The sequence below is a fragment of the Streptomyces sp. ICC1 genome (assembly GCF_003287935.1).
GTDB lineage: Bacteria > Actinomycetota > Actinomycetes > Streptomycetales > Streptomycetaceae > Streptomyces > Streptomyces tritrimontium.
Genome location: NZ_CP030287.1, coordinates 2,935,146 through 2,953,085 on the forward strand (window position 1 = coordinate 2,935,146; position 17,940 = coordinate 2,953,085).

A 17,940-nucleotide genomic window follows, 5' to 3' on the forward strand; every position below is an offset into this window, starting at 1 on the left:
CCGTCCCGTGCGGGTGGGGCGGGCGCCTCAGCCGAACGGGCGGTCGCCCCGGAGCCGGTGGTGCCACCAGCCGCCCTTCCTGCGGGGGTCGCGGAACGCGAAGGGATCGGGAAGAGTCCTTCTCCACAGTTCGGCATCGAGCCGGGTGAGGAACGCCCTGAACTCCCGGCGCTCCGGGACGGGAAGCAGCAGCGCCACGTGCTCCAGGACGTCCCTGGCCTCGGCCACGTCCTCGAGGCCGTCCGAGGGACACGGACACACGGCATAGCCGATCTCGAGGTACCGGCCCGGCCGGGCCAGGAACCGCCGGTACCAGAACAAGGCCGTCTCCGTGGCACCGGGCCACACGCCTTCGGCGTCCGCGTACCGCTCGGCCCGGTACACGGACGCGGACGCCCTCGGCGACAACCGGTCGATCCGGTAGGGTGCGCGCTCGGTGAAGAGCGCGGGGTGGGGCGCGCGCAACGCGCCCGGCCGCCTACGCGGCATGGCCCTTTCGGGCAGTGATCTTCATGCCCGCATGGTCACACAGAACGGCCGCGGCCGTCGACCCTCGCGCCGGCCACGTACGGCACCACACCCCGAACGGAGCGATCAGCACATGACCCAGTCTGAGAGCGCGGGTGACGACTACGACGTCGTCATCAGCGGGGCCGGCCTCGCCGGCAGCGCCGCGGCGATCCTGCTCGCCCGACGCGGCGTCCGCGTCGCACTGCTGGAGCGCCGCTCGGACCCCGCTGCGTACAAGGTGCTCTGCACCCACTCCCTGACCGCCAACGCCCACCCGGTGCTGGACGAACTCGGCCTCGTACCCGCGCTCGAGGAGGCGGGCGCCCTCCACAACGACGCCCGCTGGTACACCCGTTGGGGATGGATCGAGCCGAAGGCCGCGCCGGCGGGTGCCGGGCTGCCGTACGGGTACAACGTCCGGCGCAGCACCCTCGACCCGTTGATCAGGGCGCACGCGGCGCGGACCCCCGGCGTCGACCTGCTCCTCGGGCATCATGTGACCGGGCTGGTCCGGGAAGCCGGGCGGACTTCTGGGGTGCGCGCCTCGACGCCGCAGGGCGAGCGCGAGATACGGGCCCGCCTGGTGGTCGGCGCCGACGGCAAGGACTCGGCCGTGGCGAAGTTCGCGGAGGTGCCTGCCCGGCAGTACGAGAACGCGCGGTTCGGCTACCTCGCGCACTTCCGCAACCTCCCGCTGCCCGGCGGGATCGGCCAGGCCTGGTTCCTCGAACCCGACATGGCGTACGCGTTCCCCAACGACGACGGGGTGACCGTCCTCGCGGTGCTCCCGGACAAGAGGCGGCTGCCGGCCTTCCGGGAAGACCTCGAACGCAGCTTCCTGGAGTTCGTCCGGGCCCTGCCCGAGGCACCGGCCATCGACACCGCCGAGCGCATCACGAAGATCATCGGCACGGTCGACTACCCGCTGCACAGCCGCAGGCCGACCGCACCGGGCGTCGCGCTCATCGGCGACGCCGCCCTGACCAGCGACCCCCTGTGGGGCGTGGGATGCGGATGGGCGCTGGAGTCCGCGCTATGGCTGGCCGAGGCCGTCGCCTCGGCCGCAGCCGGTCGGGGCGACCTCGACCAGTCGCTCGTGGGGTACGCGCGCAGGCACCGGCGCCGGCTGCGCGGCCACCAGTTCCTGGCCGTCGACTTCGCCAAGGCCCGTCCGTTCAATCCCTTGGAGCGGCTGCTGTTCTCGGCGGCGACGCGTGATGACGCGTTGGCGCGGCACATGCACCTGTTCGCGTCCCGCCTGATCGGTCCGCTGCGCTTCTTGAGCCCCGTCGTGCTGGCCAGGGCCGCGGCCGTCAACGTCAGGCACCGCCGGGCGGCCGCGCCGGACGCGTCGGAGGCGCACCCGTCGCGGGCGGCGTCGTGACCGGATCCCCTCCCGAATTCGGTGCGATGCTGCGGTTGTTGCTGGACCGCAGGGAGATCGGCGCGCAGGAGTTGGTCGACCGCGCCGGGGTGGCCGCGGACGGGGTCCGAGCCGTGCTCGCCGGGGAGACCCCCGGCGAAGACCTGCTGCGGCGCCTCGCGCCCGTGCTGGGTTTGCACGCCGTCGATCTGTTCGTCCTCGCGGGGTTGGAGGTCCCGGAGGACTTGGCGCCCTTGGACGCCGAGGCCGCGCCGTGCGTCTCGTACATCGTGATGGACGGGGTCCACCTCCCGCCGGCGGAGCGGATCGAACTCCTGCGGATCATGCGCTCGTTGCCCGAGGAGGAGCGCCCTCGCCCCTTCGCCCCGCAGCGGTTCGAGACGTTCGCCGACGGTCCGGGCGGTCGGGTGATCCGTATGCTCCGGTACCGCAACCTCAGCTGGGGCGGCCTGGCGCACATCGTGACGATCGTGACGCCCACGTACCTGTCGGCGCCCGCCTACGGCGTGATCGGCGAGGGCCGCAAGGAGCTGACGCCCCGCTTGGTGACCGACTTCGCCGCCCTCCTGGGGATCGGCGCCGGCGAACTGGCCGCGCTGTCCGGAGTGCTCCTGCCCGAGGAACCAGGGCCTGTGGCCCCCGAGGCCGTGGACGCCGCCGCACTGCTGTGGCAGGGCCCGCGGCCTGTCCTCGTCCCAGGCGCGGGACATGGCCGACCTGGCGCGCTCGATGCGCGGAGACTCCCACAACGGCTACCGCATCAACCTGCCCGCACGGTGACGGGCCGCACGGTGACGCTCCGTTCCGGCCACGGATCGACGCATGCCACAGCACTAGGCCGTCCGATGTCGCCGCGCGTCCGGAAGGCATCAGCGCAAGGGGACTCCGGAGTCGTTCAGTTGCATCTGGGGGCGGCCGGTGACCAGGAGCCAGGCCGGGAGCAGCGCCACGCACAGCAGCGGGAGCAGGCCGGGGTCCGGGGCGAGGATCGCGGCGGTGAACAGGCTCACCCAGCCCATCCGGGTGACGCCCAGCAGCACGCCGAGCACCGAGCAGGTCACCGCGACCGCCGGCTGCACCTCTGGCACCAGAGCATGGACGGCCAGGCCGAGCGCGACCCCCGCGAAGACGGACGGGAAGATCCGGCCGCCCCTGAATCCGGACCCGCAGGCCACCAGTACGGCCACCAGCTTCACCACCGCCATCAGGACGAGCGCGCCCGCGGAGTGCCCCTGCGGATCGGCGACCAGCTGGCCCATCTCCTCCAGCCCCTTGAACAGCGTGAGGTGGCCGCCGAGCACCCCCAGCAGGCCCAGCACCACTCCGCCCAAGGTCAGGGCGAGCACCGGATGCGGCAGCAGGTGGAAGACGCGGTGCACGTACGGGAAGAGGTAGACGGCGGCCATGGCCAGGGTCGCGGCGACGGCGGAGACCACCAGGGCGGCGACCAGGTCGGGCCACCGGGGCCCGTCGAGGGCCGGCAGGGGCAGGCGGAAGGTGGGCGCGGAGAGCAGTACGGTCGTCACCCCGCCCGCGCCGGCCGCGATCAGCGGGGCGAAGAGCTGGTCCCACAGGGTGGGCGCGCGCCCGCCCTCGACCGACGGCCCCTGCCGGGGAGCCGACACCATCGACTCCGTGAGGATCAGGACGGCCGCCACCGGAGTGCCGAACAGCGCCCCGACGGTGCCCGCCGCGCCCAGGGCCACCCAGAGCTGCGCCGGGCTGCCGGGTGCGAGGCGCCGGCCGAGCCAGTAGGCGAGCGCGATGTTGGCGGCGGTGATCGGATTCTCCGGACCCAGGCTCACTCCCCCGGCCAGGGCGAGCGCGCTGGCCAGCAGCAGGCCGGGGACCACTCCCGGTGGCAGCGGAGGGTCCACCAGCCCCGTGGTCGCGGGATCAGGACCGGCGTGTCCGTGGACCTTCCACACCACGAGGCCGACGGCGATGCCCGTGGCCGTCAGCACGGTCATCATCCACAGCGCGGACCAGCGGCCGACCCCCAACGCGTCGGGAAGGGTCTCCCACAAGACGTCCTTCAACAGGTCGGCAGCCTCGCTCACACCGGTCAGCAGCAGGCTCGAGCCCACCCCGATCAGCAGCGCGGGCAGGACGAAGGGCAGCAGGGCCCTGGCCGGCGAGGCCGGGGACGGAGCCGGGGGCGCCACGGCGGGCGGTGCGGGATCGGTCACCGGAACAACGTAGCGGCGAATGGGATGAAACCGCGCCAAACGGCACCCGTGCTCGCGTCACGGGCCCCTCCAGCGCGGCCGGTCGGCGCCGGGCAGGGGCGGTGCGTTCCCGCCCGGCGCCGTCGTGCTCAGTACAGCTTGTTCACCGCGGTCCGCAGCGTGTTCTTCCAAGCGGCCACGGGCGGATCGCCCCAGTAGCTCGACCACAGGACCAGCGTCACGGTGTCCCCGTCCCGGCCCACGCCCCACAGGTAATTGAAGTCGGGGCGCTCATGGGCGTTGGCGTTGAAGGTGCGCATCCCCTGGAGGGTGGCGCCCTCCTCCACGTCCACGACTCCGTGGTCGAAGCCCGTCGCGGTCACGCCGGGCTCCTGCGGGCGGTTCGGGCAGTCGGCATAGCGCTGTCGGGTCGCGGCCGCGAACGCGATGGCCTCGGCCTCCGTGGCGAAGGCCACCACCTTCTGCTGGGCGAACGCGGTCTCCGCCGTGGTGAAATCACGGTTCCAGACGTTCACCTCGGGCCGCTCCTGCGGCCAGCCCGCCAGGCAGTCGTACGCGGCGCCCCAGCCCCGCGAGACCGGGGCCGCGCGCCACGACTCGGTCTTGGGCAGGTCGGAGATGTACAGCGTCCCCGGCCTCGGCCGCCACTGGTCGGCGGCCCCGGCCGGCACCGACGCCACGCCGACCGCCAGCACCGCGGCCCCCACCACGACGCCGCCCCCTCGCATCCATGTGCGTACCCCCACGGTTTCCCCTTCCCCCTGCGCATCTCGATCACGATGCCCCGTCCCGGCAGGGCCGGGGCTCCGTTCCAGCCTGGGGTGGCTCCGCCGCGTCGGCCGGGCCTCCGGTCACAATGACCTGAAATGCCTCCCTGCTGGCTGACCGGCCCCAGCGGGTTCGGGCCACGGGACCGTGGTCTCGGCCACGGCCTCGTAGTCGACGCCGGGCACGTCCCAGCCGTAGAGCCGGCCGACCTGGTCGCGGAACCAACCGGTGTCCGCGCCGGTCCCGATCGTGTCGGTGTCGGCCTGGTCCCAGGCCGCGCGGACGGCAGCCTGGACTCCCGGAGCCATCTCCCAGTCGTCCAGCCGGATGCGGTCCTGGTCGTCCAGTCCGAGTTCGGCGTCGCCGGCGAGCCGGCTCCACAGGGCCGTCGCCTGGTCGACGGTGGTCTGCCAGCCGTCACCGGCGACGCGGTGGAGGATGCTGGTGTAGAGCGCGATGCTCGGGATGGCGGTGGAGGCCTGGGTGACGGCCGCGCCCGCGACGACGGTGTAGGCGTGGCCCGTGCCCTTGAGCCGGGCGGCGAGGGTGCGGGCGGTGTCCTCCAGGTCCTGCTTGGCGGCGCCGATGGTTCCGGCCCGGTAGATGGGGGCGGTGATGTCGGATCCGACGTACGAGAGGGCCACGGTCCGGAAGCCGTCGGCGAGCAGGCCCCTGGACTGCAGGGTGTCGATCCACATCTCCCAGTCGGCGCCGCCCATGACCCGTACGGTCGCGTCGCGCTCGGCCTCGTCCGCGGCCTCCAGGCGCATCTCGCCGATCCGCGGGGTGCCGTCCTCGAACACGAGGGTCTTGGCCCGGTAGTCGGCGCCGAGCGGCTTGATGGCGGAGTGGTGGACCTCGCCGGTCAGCGGGTCCGTGCGCCGCGGGGCGGCGATGCTGTAGATGAGCAGGTCGATCGCGCCGAAGCGGGTGGCGAGCCGGTCGGCGGCCTCGTCCTTGACGGCGTCGGAGAAGGCGTCGCCGTTGAGGAAGGTGAAGTCGGCGCCGGTCTCGGCGGCGAGTTCGGCGGCCCGGGCGGTGCGGTACCAGCCGGCGCCGGCCGTGCGGCGCTCGGTCTCGGCGGCCTCGAAGGCGATGCCGAGTCCGCGCATCCGGTGGGCGCGCAGGCCGACCAGGGTCGCGGCGAGTCCGTAGCCGGCGCTGGAGCCGATGACGAGGGCGACCGGGCCGGGCCGGTCGCCGACGGGGTCCGGTGCCTGCTGCCACATGCGGTCGACCACTGCTTTGCAGCCGGTCGGATGGCTGTTGACGTAGAGGTAGCCGCGGTTGCCGGGCTTGATCTCGCGGAGGCTCACTTGTGGGGTCCTTCGGGTGCGGGGATCGTGGTCGCCTCGGTGACGGGCGGTTCCACGCGACGGCGGACGACGTCGGCGGTTTCCGGCCGGCCGGTGGCCCCGTCGGGGCTGACGGTGCCGAACTCGCCCTCCGGCGCGGTGACCAGCCGAGGCGGTCTCCGCCCCCGGGTCCCGCACCGGATGGGCCCTGCTCACATCCTGGGTGAGGGCGGCCCGGCCCGGTGATGGTGATCTTCGCCAGAAGTGGCCGCGGATTCTTGTCGGTGTCCCCTGCGGCCGTGCCGTGTCCGGTCCGCGTACGGTCCGCGTCGCATGGTCCGGGTCGTATGGTCGGCCAAAGCCCCCCTGTGGAACCGGCGTTCGACCTCACGGCCCGGGAGCGGGTGCCGCCGCTCCGGCCGGCAGGGAGAGCTGCGGCAGCAGGTCCGCCGGCGTCGGCGGGCGCCGCTCTTCGAGCCAGAAGAGGTAGACCCGCAGGTGCGGGGCGAGGCCGCCGTCGAGGTACGCGGCGTAGTCGCGGGCGGCAGCGGCCGTACCCTGCCCCGACTTCGCGTCATCGGCCTCGAACCGGGCGCGCTGACCCGCCAGGTACTCCCGGATCCTGCCCCGGTCGCGCCACCACTCCCGGACCGCTGCCGGAGTCCAGTGCGCGTCCCCGTCGCAGCCGTAGCCCATCATCGGATCGTCCTCGGCGGCGTCGACCAGCCGCCGGAGCTCAGCCTCCGTCCGCGGCTGGCGGTGGACGTACTCGGTGAAGTGCTCGGCCTCGTAGAGCACGAGTTCCGGTGCGTGGATCCGGCCGGTGCCGCAGTTGTCGGTGTCGGCCCCGTAGAACGGACCGGGGACGTTCAGCCACTTCCGTTCCGTCCACTCGCCGCGGAAGACCACGCGCGCGTCGCCGAGCAGGGGCACGGGATCGAAGTAGGTCTCCACAGCGGCAGGGTAGCCAGCGACCGGCGAGATCCGAGACCCACCCCCTAGGAGCGCGTCTGGTGCCCGGCCGGTGGGCGGGCGGTGACCAGGCCCGATTCGTAGGCCGCGATGACGGCTTGGGCGCGGTCACGGACGGAGAGCTTGTCGAAGATGCTGGTGATGTGGTTCTTGACCGTGGAGGGGCTGATGTCCAGGGCGCGGGCGATCCCGGTGTTGTCGAGGCCGGTGGCCAGCAGGCGCAACACCTCGACCTCGCGGGGGGTGAGTCCGTCCAGGCCCGTGAGTTCCGGCAGTGCGCCGCGGGGGGCCCGTACGTAGGTGGAGATCAGCCCCATGAGCAGGCGCGGCGCGACCACGGCCTCGCCGGCGTGGACGGTGTGGATCGCCGCGCTCAGCTCCTCCGGGGAGCTGTCCTTGGGCAGGAACCCGTACGCCCCGGCGCGCAGGGCGCCCACGACGTACTCGTCCATGTCGAAGGTGCTCAGGGCCAGGACCCGGCAGCCGGGCACGGTGGCGGCGATCTCCCCGGTCGCGGCGACCCCGTCGAGGACGGGCATGCGGATGTCCATCACCACGACGTCGGGGCGCAGTTGACCGGCGAGGGTGACGGCCTGGGCGCCGTTCTCGGCCTCTCCCACCACCTCGAAGGACGGGTCGGGGGCGAGGATCAGCGACAGGCCGCGCCGGACCAGCGGCTGGTCGTCCACGATCAGCACCCTGATCCGTGCCGGTGGCGGCATCGGCGTCGGCTGTGTCGTCGTCGGCTGCGTTGTCGTCGGCCCGGTTGCGGTCATCGGTGTGCTCCCTCGTGCCGGACGGCCGTCACGGCCGTCACGGCCGTCTCCGCAGTCTCCGCCGCCTCGTCCGCGGTCAGCGGGAGGTCTGCCGTCACGGCGAATCCGCCGTCGGCCTGCGGGCCCGCCGTGAGGGTGCCGCCGTGCAGGGCGACGCGCTCGCGCATGCCGATCAGGCCGTAACCGCCCGAGCCCGCCGCCGGCGCCCCCTCCGGGGGCGGTGCGCCCCCTCCGTCGTCCCGTACCTCGACGGCGATCCGTCGCGGGTGGTACGTCAGCCGTACGGTCGCGCGCGCGGGCCCCGCGTGCTTGCGGGCGTTGGTGAGGGCCTCCTGGACGATCCTGAACACCGTGAGGCCGAGGGTCGGCGGCAGCGGACGCGGCGCCCCGCGGACGGTGAACTCGGTCGACAGTCCGGCGCCGCGGGACTCGGCCACCAGGCGGTCGAGGTCGTCGGCACCGGGCTGGGGCAGCGACGGCGCGCCCTCCGGTTCGTCGTCGGCCCGCAGTACGTCCAGGAGTTGGCGCATCTCGCGCAGCGCGAGCCGCCCGGAGGCCTCCAGGGTGACCAGGGCGTCCCGGACCACCTCCGGTTCGGCGAGGTTGGCCCGGGCTCCGCCGGCCATCAGCTGCATGGTGGTGATGTGGTGGGCCACGATGTCGTGCAACTCCCGTGCGATGCGGCGGCGTTCATCGGCGACCGCCCGGTCGGCGAGCAGGCTGCGGTTGGCCGCCACCTCCCGCTGCCAGCGGTTGACCGCCATGGCGGCGCCGACCACGATCAGGGTGGAGAGGGCCGGGCTGACGGTCTCCTGCCACGGCGGCGTCCGGCCGATGCCCTGGCTCAGCACCATCAGCAATGCCGTCGCCACGGAGGCCGCCGCCGTGACCCGGCCGGGGCGGGCCCTGGCCACCGAGTACAGGGCGACCACCAGGACGGCTCCGAAGTGGCTGGGCAGCGGCACGGCCACGGCGGCCGTCAGGTCGAGCGCCAGGACGGCGGCGAAGGCCGCCACCGGGTGGCTGCGCCGGGCGAGCAGGGGCAGGGCCGCCAGCGCGACGAGGAGGAACCCGGCCACGCTCGCGTCGTGTCGGCCGTCCGGGTCGTTGAAGAGCGCGTAGCTGAGCAGGTTCAGCGCGCAGGCCCCGCCGGTCAGGAGGGCGTCGTTGCGGGTCCACGGCGGGTTGTCGCCGTCGCCGTGCCCGTCGCCGTCGCCGTCGCCGTCGGTGTGCCGCGGCTCCCGGACATCGTCGCCGGGCGCGCCGTATCGGCTCCTGAGCATGTCTGATCCCCCCTGTTTCCGGCCTCCCGGCCTCTCACAAAAGGGTCGCACAGCGGTCGTGGCGGCGGCATCGGCGGCAAGGGCGAGGCCATCTGGGAGCAGGGTCCTGGTCGCGGGCCGGGGAGGGACCCGGGGCCCCGGTGTGGATCATCCGCTGCCACGACGCCCGCCTGCCCCTCGCGGTGATGGTCTGGAGACCGGCCGGGAGCCCCCGGCAGAAGTCCGCACTCAAGTCCGTCCGCCGGAGGACAACGTGATCCGCGCCCTGACCGGATGCTCCACCAGACACCCCTGGAAGGTCATAGCCCTCTGGGTGCTGCTGGGCATCGCCCTGGCCGCCCTGACCCCGATGCTGACCGCCCGCGTCACCCAGCACCAGACCGGGGACTTCCTTCCCCGCGGCTACGACTCGGCCGCCGCGCTGCGGATCGCCGAGGAGGAGTTCGGGGCGGACCCCGACGCCACCACTGCGACGCTGCTCGTCGCCCGGTCCGACGGCAAGGCCCTCAGCGACGCCGACCGGCAGCGGATCGCGGCCGAGGCGGCGAAGCTGGCCCAACGCCGCGTGGTCATGCCCGAGGAGGAGGACGTCCCGGCGTTCCTGGTCCCTGACCGCTCCCAGACGCCGCGGATCTCACCGGCGATGACGGCGCCCGACCGGAGTTTCGAACTGCTCTCCGTCCAACTGGCCGGGAACCCCGCGGACAAGGGGGTCCAGGGCGTCTACCGGACCTTCCGGGACGCCGCCCGGGCGCAGTTCTCCGAGGCGGGGATGCGCACCGGTTTCACCGGGGGGCTCGCCGACTCCGTCGACACCGCCGACGCCCACGAGACCGCCACGAAGGTCGGGGGCGCCCTCGTCACGGTGCTCATCGTCCTGCTGAACGTGCTGGTGTTCCGCAGCCTGTTGGCGGCACTGCTTCCGCTGCTCGCGGTCGCCGTGATCGGCGGCGTGGCGGGCGGAGCCGTCGCGGGTGCCGCGCTGCTCACCGGGCGCAAGCTCGACGCGGGCACCCCGGGGCTGATCAATGTGGTCCTGCTCGGCATCGGCATCGACTACCTGCTGTTCCTGCTGTTCCGCTTCCGCGAACAACTGCGCGCCCGGCCCGAGCAGCCCGCCCGCGAGGCGGCCCTGCAGGTCTCCGGCCGGGTGGGTGCCGCCATCACTTCGGCGGCGCTGACCATCGTGGCCGCGTTCGCCACGCTGGGGCTGGCGACCTTCGGGCAGTTCCGCTCGCTGGGCCCCGCGATCGCGGTGGCGGTACTGGTGATGCTGCTCGGCAGCCTCACGCTGATGCCGGCGCTGCTCGCGGCCGCCGGGCGCAAGATGTTCTGGCCCTCCCGGGCCCTGCGCCGCGAGCCGAAGGAAGGCCTTGCCGCCCGCCTCGGCACACTGGTCGCGCGACGGCCGCTGGCGCTGCTGGCCGCCTCCGTCGCCCTGCTGGCCGTACTGGCCTCCGGGTTGACCGGGATGCGCATGGACTACGGCCGGGGCGGCACCGGTGACCCGACCCCCGCGGCGGCCACCGCGGCCGAGATCGCCCGCACGCTGCCGGCGGGGGTGTCCGACCCGACGAGCGTCTTCGTCACCGCCACGGACGGCGGCGCGCTCACCACCGCCCGACTCGACGGGCTCTCCGGCGCGCTCTCCCGGGTCGACGGCGTGGGCCAGGTCGCGGGGACCGTCCTGAACGAGGACCACCGCGCCGCCCGCATCGACCTCTACCCGACCGCCGACCCGCAGAGCCGGGAGGCCCGCGACCTGGCCTCCGGCCCGATCCGGGCCGTGGCCGCCCAGCACGCGCCGGCCGGGACGACGGCGCACGTGGGCGGGACGCCGGCGATACTCGCCGACGTCGAGACCGCCGTCGACCACGACCTCAGGATCGTGTTCCCGGTCGCGGCCGCGCTGATCGCACTGATCCTGCTGCTGCTCCTGCGCAGCGTGGCGGCGCCGGTTGTCCTGCTGCTCTCGGTCGGACTCGGCTTCGCCGCCACCCTCGGCGCCGCCACCCTGCTGTTCCAGCACGTCCTCGGTGAACCGGGGGTCAACTTCACCCTTCCGCTGGTGCTGTTCCTGTTCGTCGTCGCACTGGGCACCGACTACAACATCCTGATCGCCGACCGGATCCGCGAGGAGATGCGGCGCCCGGGCCCGGCCCGGGCCGCGGTGGCGCGGGCGGTCCGGCACACGGCACCGGCCATCGCGACGGCCGGGCTGGTGCTGGCCGGCTCCTTCGCCACCCTGGCCACGACCCCGGGAAGCGAACAGGTCGCCTTCGCGATGGCGCTCGGCATCATGCTCTCCGCGCTGGTCCTCTCGCTGGTGCTGGTCCCCGCCCTGGCCGTCATCCTCGGCCGCGCCATGTGGTGGCCGGTCCGCCCCGGGCCCACGCCGACCGAGTACCCGCCGCACCGTACGCCCGCACCGTCACCGGAACCGGCCAGGGCCACGGCGCACTGAGAGCGGGGCCGGTCACGGGGTCGAGCCGGCCGCCCCTGTGACCGGGTGCGGGTTCCGGCCCGGGGTCCGTGCGCCACTCGACGGTCTCGGTGCGGTAGACGCGCAGCCCCCGGCGTCGGTAGTTGAGGGGCGCGCTCGGGTGGTCGTCGGAGTTGGTGTGCAGCCACACCCTGCGGACGGCCTCCGCGCGATCAGCCAGTACGCGCGGTGCGGGTGCGCCCGCGCCAACTCAGGGACGGCAGGGACGGCACGGGACGTGCGCCGGACCCTATTGTGCGACATCAGCCTGTTTGTCCTGGCTTCAGCGACCACGGCTTCCGCATGATGGGGCGGATCCGGGGTTCCTCCGACCCCGCCCCCTCCGCCGAGAGGCACCGCCTTGACCCGTGTCCGCCGCCGCTCCCTGGGCGTCCTGCTCGCCTCGCTGACCCTGTGCAGCCTGCAACTCGTCCACTCCGCCCCGCGCGCCGAGGCCGACGGGCCGGCGCGCTGCTCACCCGCCGCCCTACCCGTCCACCCGGGCTCGCCCACCGAGGCCCCGCAGGGGCAGCTCGTCGCCCTCCAGCCGGACACCGGGCCCAAGAGCGGCGGCATCTCCGTCACCCTGAGCGGCACCGGCCTGACTCCCTACACCCGGGTGCTCTTCGGCTCCCTGGGACCCGACGGCTGCTTCACGGGACGGGAGGCCACCGGCGTGGTGGCCCTCAGCGACAGCGCCCTGATCGCCGTCGCCCCCGAATGGCCCGCGGCGGCGACCGTCTCCGTCTTCGCGGCGACCCCCTGCGGGCAGCTCACGGCGCCGCTCCCCTTCACCTACGTGGACTGAGCCACGGGGACTGAGCCACGGGGGGGCGGGGCGGGGCCGGGTGCCGGCCCGGCCGCCCGCCTCGTCACCCCTCCTCGTAAGGGAACCGGGCGAGGGGTGCCTCCCGGGCGAAGAACGCCTTGGCCCGGGCGGCCGCCCGCTCGTCGGCGAGCACCTGGCCGGGCCGGGAGCCGTTGCCGAGCAGTACGCCGCCGAACCGCATGCCCATGTAGGCCGCACTGTGGTGCAGGGTGAGGACCAGCGGCTCGGCGACGACCTCCTCGCTGTGCGCCATGGCCGTCACTCCCCACAAGGTGCGGCCGGCCATCTTCTCCTTGAAGCCCGGGTCCGGGGTGACCAGCCACTTCGACCAGTGGTCGAGGTAGCGCTTGGCGTAGGACGACACGGAATACCAGTACAGCGGTGAGGCGATCACGACGTCGGTGGCGGCGAGCGTCGCCTCCCGCAGCAGCGCCTCGTCGCTCTCCTCCCGCGGCCACGTCCCGCCCGCGTGGCGCACGTCCTGGTAGTCGGGCAGCCGGAGCCGCGAGAGGTCCAGCCAGCGCTGCTCGGTGTCGCCCGGCAGCTGCTCCGCCGCGGCACGGGCCAGGAGCTCGGTGTTGCCCTCGGCTCGGGCGCTGCCGAGGAGGAAGAGGAACGATCGGGCCACGGGCACGCTCCATGTCAGTCCGGGGCGCCATCGGCCGCGCCCCGGGTCGCGGTGGGGTTCCTCGCCTCCAACCGCCGCCGACAGGCCGGTATTCCGGCGGCGGGGGCGCCCCTCCGCGCGGTGCCGCGGAACTCTCGCGTCCGGGCGCGCGGGGGGTTCGCGAGGCCCGCGACCACCCCCGGAATCGGCCGAAACTCGTCTATCTCAGCGGAATCTGACGCGGAGGCGAATCGTTCGATGATCTGTCAGAGGAATCAAAGAGCAGCTCCACCCGAGGAGTACCACCGTGCGCATCCTGTTCACCGGTCCCGCTGCGGCGGGCCACCTGTTCCCGATGGTGCCGACCGCCCAGGCGCTCCAGGCCGCCGGGCACGAGGTGCTGTTCGCCGGTTCGGCCCCGCTCGACCAGTTGCGGCAGACCGGCCTGCCCACCGTCGAGATAGGCGACGGCGCGACCCTGATCGAGGCCTTCCGGCGCGTCTCGGACGGCAGGGACCCGGAGTTCGTCACGGACGACACCAGCCTGGAGGACATCCTGCGGCAGGCAGCGGTCGGTTTCGCCGAACACGGCCGGGTCACCATCGACGACCTGCTCGCGGTCGCCACCGCCTGGCGGCCGGACGTGATCGTCCACGACGCGTTCCAGCCTGCCGCGCCGCTCGTCTCGACGGCACTCGGCATACCCGCCGTGGTGCACAACTTCGGCGTGATGTCCGGCTTCGCCATGGTCGGCATGCTCGCCGATCTCCTGGCGGACGAGTACCGGGTCCGCGAGGTCGAGGGTCCGGCCACCCGCACGGTCCTCGATGTCGTGCCCGCCTCCCTCGGCGGGGACGGCACCGGCTGGCGGGTCCGCTACGTGCCGTACAACGGCGGCGGCACCCTGCCCCGCGATCTCGTGGCCCGTGGCTCCCGGCCCCGGATCATCGTCACCCTCGGGACGGTGGTGCCCGATTTCGCGGGCGTCAGTCCGGTCAGCCGGGTGATCGCCGAAGCCGCCTCCGTCGACGCCGAGTTCCTCCTCGCCGTCGGCGACACCGACCTGAGCCCGCTCGGCACCCTTCCCGCCAACGTCCGCCCCCTGCCCTGGGTGCCGCTGGCCCAGCTGCTGGACACCGCCGACGCGATCGTGCACCACGGCGGCTCCGGCACCATGCTCACCGCGGCCGCCCGGGGCGTCCCCCAGCTGATCCTCCCGCAGGGCGCCGACCACTTCGTGAACGTCGGTGCCGCCACGGGCCTGGGCTTCGCCCTGCGCGCGAGCGGCGACACCGTGGACGCCGCACTGCTCGACCGCCTCATCACCGACGAGGACCTCCGCAAGGCCGCCGCCGCCGCGCAGACCGACATCACCGCGCTCCCCTCCCCCGCCGACCTCGTCGCCTCCTTCGAAGCCCTCAGGTAGGACCCGGCGCCCGTCCCGCGCTCCCGACACGGAAGATGGTCTCGTGACACACCTTCCGACAGATGTACGGGCCGCTCTCCGGTTCTTCGCCTTCTACCTGGGCAACGGCACATTGGACGTCGATCTGCTCGAGGGGATCGACTACCGCGCCCACTTGCTCGAGTTCGGCTCGGACCTCGAAATGATCTTCGCGATCTTCGCGAACGTCCTCGAAGTCGACGATCACGGGCAGACGCTCAACGACGGCGACGCCCAGTACCGCGCCGCCCAGTGGATCCGCCGCAGCCTGGATCCCGGGTACCGGGTGGAGCCTCCGTTCGAAGCGTGGGAGACCGAGCTCCACGGCCCCTGACAGCCCGGTCCGGACGACCGCCGGCTCCGCCGCACAGGTCCCGGCACGCGCGGGGTCACACCCCTCGCGTGACCGGGCCGAGGCCGTCCGGCAGGTGGCGTACGGCCAGCGCCACTGCCTCCTGTGGTGTGGAGAACGTGCCGAGGTCCATCGTCATGAACCCCCGGCCCAGCCCGTACGTGCCGTCGCCGTTCGCGCACAGGCTCGATCCGACGATTTCCAGGCCGGGCCGGGTGATGCTCGAGAAGCGCAGCGCCCAGTGGCTCGTGAACGGGTAGAGGGCGCGCAGCGCCGGCTCGGCGTACGCCGCCTCGATCAGGGCCTGGTACGTCGCCTGCCAGTCGTACTCCAGTTCCGCCGCCTGCCGGCGCATGAACTGCCATTCCGCCTCGACCATGCGCCCGGGATCGCCGTCGGGCACCTCGCACCGTCCGGTCAGGTGTACGAAGGGGGCTGCCCGGCGGATGTCGGTCAGGGATGCCCCGTCGCGCCACGCCTGGGCGGCCCTGACGAGCTCGGCCAGGTCATCCGTCCCGCCGTCGAAGAGGGTCGCGTCCTCGTACCGCTCCTTGCCGCGGATCGACCACCTCCGCTCGCTCCACGAGGCCCGGATCTCCAGCGGTTCGCGGTGCGGAACGGTACTGGCGACGTCCGCGAAGATCAACGGAGTGCAGTCCTCGGGGGTGACGGGGGAAGTGCCGAGCCGCCCCTGTGCCTCGGCTCGCAGCGCCTCGGCGAGGCTGCCGCGGGCCACGACGTCGGGGTAGAGGACAGCGGGGTCAGGGCGAGTGGTCATGGTTCCCGATTGTGCCCGAGCCGCTTATCGCCCTGACCAGCGGTGTCCGCTCGGTCTCCGGGAGCGGGACGACCGTGTACTGGGGGCAAGGGGTGGTGAAGCACTGCTTGGGGTCGGGCACGCAGGCGTGGCCCTCGGGCACGGTGACGGCCGCGCAGGGGCTCGCGGTGGGCGTGGGGTCCCCGTGCGCGGGGCTCGTGGTGAGCAGGAGTGGGGCGAGCACCAGCGGCAGACCGGCGGCGAGCCGGATCAGCCGCTGGATCGTGCGGGCTTCGGTCATGGAACCAGCCAAGCACGAACGCTCGCCCCCGTCGCGACAACGGCGCGCCGCTCACTCGCGCGGGGGCAGACGCTCCACGCGGAGGGGGTCGAAGGTGACGCGGGTCAGCGATCCGTCCTGCGCCCAGCGCACTTCGAGGGACCCGTCGTCCGCCCCCACCTCGGTGACCACCGCGGCCGCCACGGCCACCGGGTCCGGTACCTGGTCCGGCCTTCCGGTGAGCGCGGCCAGCGCCACGTACAGGCCGTTTCCCCCGGCCCCGGCCCCGGCCGTCAGGCGCGGCACGCGGGCCCACCGGGTGAAGGCGGTCCCGGCGGGCGCCCCGGCCTCGTCCCCCACGTCCCACCCGTACAGCGGGTGGAGCTCCGAGCGCAGCGGCTCGCCGGGGCCCGTGGCCCAGCCGGTCTGCTCCACGCGGGCGCCGTACGGGGCCCCGTGCACCCGGTGTACGCGCAGTTCGTGGCGGCCCCGGACGACGGTGACGCTCTCCACCCGCAGGCCCGGCGGCGTGGGCAAGCCGCCCGGGAAGACCGGACGGTGCCAGGACGCCGCCCAGCCCCAGCCGTCCCCGTGCCCGGCCCCCAGCGGGTGGATCCGGCGCCGGGCGCTGCGCAGGCCCGCCACCACCACGGCGAGGTGGTTGTCCGGGGCGTCGGTACGCGCGGTGGGGCCGGTGCGGGTGGAGTAGGCCTGGCGGGCGTAGAGCGGGTCCTCGTCCGCGGCCGCTTGCGACTCGTCCGGCCCGACGTGGTCGCTCCCGTGGTTGTGCAGCCGTACGATCCCGTCGGCGCGGGTGGTCTGGATCAGCAGCCCGGGCGCCGCCAGCGCGAGCACCCGGTCGGGGCCCTCGCTGGGGGCGGTCTCCTCCGTCGCCGTCCACAGGGGGTGCGTCGCCGGGGCGAGCAGGCAGACGAAGGCCTTGGACGCCCAGTACGGCGAGGCCGGCCCGGAGTACGGCTGCAGGGTCGCCCCGTGCGGGCCGTGCCAGCCGAGGCTGAGCAGGCCTTCGTCGTCGACGGCGCCCCGGTCGAGGAAGTACCGCAGCGATCCGCTGATCAGCCTGCGCGAGGTGCCGGGGGTGAGGGGGGTGTGGCCGGTGACGGATCCCAGGCCGACGGCGGCCGCGGCGGCGAAGCGGTAGGTCAGCGAGCGCCCGAAGTGGATCGGCGCCCCGTCCGCCCCGAAGAGCAGCGACAGGCTGTCCAGGTGCGTCCGCAGCCGGTCGCCGTGCGGGGCCGCCGGACCGGACGGATCGGACGGGCCGGACCGGACGGCAAGATGCGCGTCGAGCACCGGATACAGGTGCAGCGCCCAGCCGTTGTAGTGGTCGAAGGCCCGGCCGTCGCCGTCGGCGTACCACCCCTGGCCCCGGTACCAGCCCTCCAGCAGCTCGAAGCCGAGCCTGCGGGCCCGGGCCGTCTCCGCGTCGCCGCGCCCCACCGACTCCAGGAAGCCGGCCACGGTGAAGGGGAAGAGGTACCAGTTGTTGGGTGCGGGCACGTGGCGCAGTGCGCCCCGCAGCCACTCCTCGGTCCGGTCCCGCACCGCGCCGTCGAGGCGGTCCCACAGCCACGGCCTGGTCAGCCGGAGCCCGAGGGCCACCGAGGCCGACTCGACCATCGGCTGGCCCTTCGCGTGGATGTCTCGGATGACCGGCCAGGACTCCGCATCGTCACGGCCGGGTGCCGCGGTCCCCGCCGCCAGCCCGTCGGCGTACCTCTCCAGCCAGCCGGACGGGTCCGCTCCCCCGGCGCCGGCCACCCGGAACGCCGCGGCGAGGAAGGTACGGGCGTACCCCTCGAGCCCGTCCGAGCGCACCCCGGAGGCAGAAGCCGGTCCCGGCAGGTCGAGCAGGGCTCCGCGCGGCGTGGCCCACCGCCACGCCGCACGCAACAGCCCGTCGGCGGCTGCCTCCCAGTGCGCGCGGGTGTAGCCGGTGTGCGGGCTCGACTCGCGGTCTTCGCGGGGCAGTCCGTGCATGCTCATGCGGG

The 17,940-nt window shown here is 73.8% G+C and carries 16 protein-coding genes and 1 pseudogene; 5 read left to right on the plus strand and 12 right to left on the minus strand.

From position 1 onward, the window contains the following. Window positions 1-27: 27 nt before the first annotated feature. Window positions 28-465 (minus strand): hypothetical protein, encoded by a 438-nt coding sequence (locus DRB96_RS13870; RefSeq protein ID WP_239516208.1) that lies wholly within the window; start codon window positions 463-465, stop codon window positions 28-30. Window positions 466-601: 136 nt separating this feature from the next. Between DRB96_RS13870 and DRB96_RS13875 the strand changes: the two genes are divergently transcribed. Beyond that, a complete protein-coding gene (locus DRB96_RS13875) occupies window positions 602-1,894 on the plus strand; it encodes an NAD(P)/FAD-dependent oxidoreductase (RefSeq protein WP_112448738.1) in 1,293 nt (430 codons plus the stop codon). Window positions 1,895-2,763: 869 nt separating this feature from the next. Here DRB96_RS13875 and DRB96_RS13880 read toward each other — a convergent pair. From DRB96_RS13880 to DRB96_RS13905, 6 genes are all read right to left on the minus strand, one after another. Then, on the minus strand, window positions 2,764-4,083 hold the full coding sequence (locus DRB96_RS13880; protein WP_204357716.1) for an ion channel protein: 1,320 nt from the start codon (window positions 4,081-4,083) through the stop codon (window positions 2,764-2,766). A 128-nt stretch (window positions 4,084-4,211) separates the two neighbouring features. Then, on the minus strand, window positions 4,212-4,829 hold the full coding sequence (locus tag DRB96_RS13885) for a hypothetical protein (protein ID WP_162688629.1): 618 nt from the start codon (window positions 4,827-4,829) through the stop codon (window positions 4,212-4,214). Window positions 4,830-4,934: 105 nt separating this feature from the next. Further along, window positions 4,935-6,167, minus strand: a complete 1,233-nt coding sequence (gene fabV / locus DRB96_RS13890) for an enoyl-[acyl-carrier-protein] reductase FabV (RefSeq protein WP_112448740.1) — start codon at window positions 6,165-6,167, stop codon at window positions 4,935-4,937. 366 nt (window positions 6,168-6,533) lie between these two features. Next, on the minus strand, window positions 6,534-7,100 hold the full coding sequence (locus DRB96_RS13895; protein WP_112448741.1) for a ferredoxin: 567 nt from the start codon (window positions 7,098-7,100) through the stop codon (window positions 6,534-6,536). Window positions 7,101-7,144: 44 nt separating this feature from the next. Further along, on the minus strand, window positions 7,145-7,840 hold the full coding sequence (locus DRB96_RS13900; RefSeq protein WP_112448742.1) for a response regulator transcription factor: 696 nt from the start codon (window positions 7,838-7,840) through the stop codon (window positions 7,145-7,147). A 50-nt stretch (window positions 7,841-7,890) separates the two neighbouring features. Beyond that, window positions 7,891-9,177 (minus strand): sensor histidine kinase, encoded by a 1,287-nt coding sequence (locus DRB96_RS13905; protein ID WP_112448743.1) that lies wholly within the window; start codon window positions 9,175-9,177, stop codon window positions 7,891-7,893. A 253-nt stretch (window positions 9,178-9,430) separates the two neighbouring features. Here DRB96_RS13905 and DRB96_RS13910 point away from each other — a divergent pair, with 253 nt between their 5' ends. Continuing rightward, window positions 9,431-11,641, plus strand: coding sequence for an MMPL family transporter (locus DRB96_RS13910; protein WP_112448744.1), 2,211 nt, complete (start codon window positions 9,431-9,433; stop codon window positions 11,639-11,641). Window positions 11,642-11,717: 76 nt separating this feature from the next. Here DRB96_RS13910 and DRB96_RS44560 read toward each other — a convergent pair. Then, window positions 11,718-11,816, minus strand: a pseudogene (locus tag DRB96_RS44560) (GNAT family N-acetyltransferase); the annotation flags it as partial. Between the two features lie 204 nt (window positions 11,817-12,020). Between DRB96_RS44560 and DRB96_RS13920 the strand changes: the two are divergent. Next, complete coding sequence (locus tag DRB96_RS13920; protein WP_112448745.1) at window positions 12,021-12,467, plus strand: IPT/TIG domain-containing protein; 447 nt, start codon at window positions 12,021-12,023, stop codon at window positions 12,465-12,467. A 64-nt stretch (window positions 12,468-12,531) separates the two neighbouring features. Here the strand turns inward: DRB96_RS13920 and DRB96_RS13925 are convergent, their stop codons facing one another. Further along, window positions 12,532-13,116 (minus strand): NAD(P)H-dependent oxidoreductase, encoded by a 585-nt coding sequence (locus tag DRB96_RS13925; protein WP_112448746.1) that lies wholly within the window; start codon window positions 13,114-13,116, stop codon window positions 12,532-12,534. A gap of 286 nt (window positions 13,117-13,402) precedes the next feature. Between DRB96_RS13925 and DRB96_RS13930 the strand changes: the two genes are divergently transcribed. Together DRB96_RS13930 and DRB96_RS13935 are read left to right on the plus strand one after the other, a co-directional pair. Further along, window positions 13,403-14,521, plus strand: a complete 1,119-nt coding sequence (locus tag DRB96_RS13930; RefSeq protein ID WP_112448747.1) for a glycosyltransferase — start codon at window positions 13,403-13,405, stop codon at window positions 14,519-14,521. A 43-nt stretch (window positions 14,522-14,564) separates the two neighbouring features. Further along, window positions 14,565-14,873 carry a hypothetical protein gene (locus DRB96_RS13935; protein ID WP_112448748.1) on the plus strand — a complete coding sequence of 103 codons (309 nt, stop codon included), beginning with the start codon at window positions 14,565-14,567 and terminating at the stop codon, window positions 14,871-14,873. Between the two features lie 55 nt (window positions 14,874-14,928). Here the strand turns inward: DRB96_RS13935 and DRB96_RS13940 are convergent, their stop codons facing one another. Genes DRB96_RS13940 through DRB96_RS13950 form a run of 3 tightly spaced genes read right to left on the minus strand, consistent with a single transcriptional unit; the run spans window position 14,929 to window position 17,935 of the window. Then, complete coding sequence (locus DRB96_RS13940; RefSeq protein ID WP_112448749.1) at window positions 14,929-15,669, minus strand: DUF6193 family natural product biosynthesis protein; 741 nt, start codon at window positions 15,667-15,669, stop codon at window positions 14,929-14,931. Beyond that, the gene (locus DRB96_RS13945) at window positions 15,653-15,949 is read right to left on the minus strand and encodes a hypothetical protein (RefSeq protein ID WP_112448750.1); all 297 of its coding nucleotides are present in this window, start codon (window positions 15,947-15,949) and stop codon (window positions 15,653-15,655) included. Before DRB96_RS13945 ends, DRB96_RS13940 begins: the two co-directional genes overlap by 17 nt. Before the next feature lie 51 nt (window positions 15,950-16,000). Then, entirely contained in the window at window positions 16,001-17,935 is a 1,935-nt protein-coding gene (locus tag DRB96_RS13950) for a DUF2264 domain-containing protein (RefSeq protein ID WP_112448751.1), read from the minus strand. Between the last annotated feature and the right edge of the window lie 5 nt (window positions 17,936-17,940).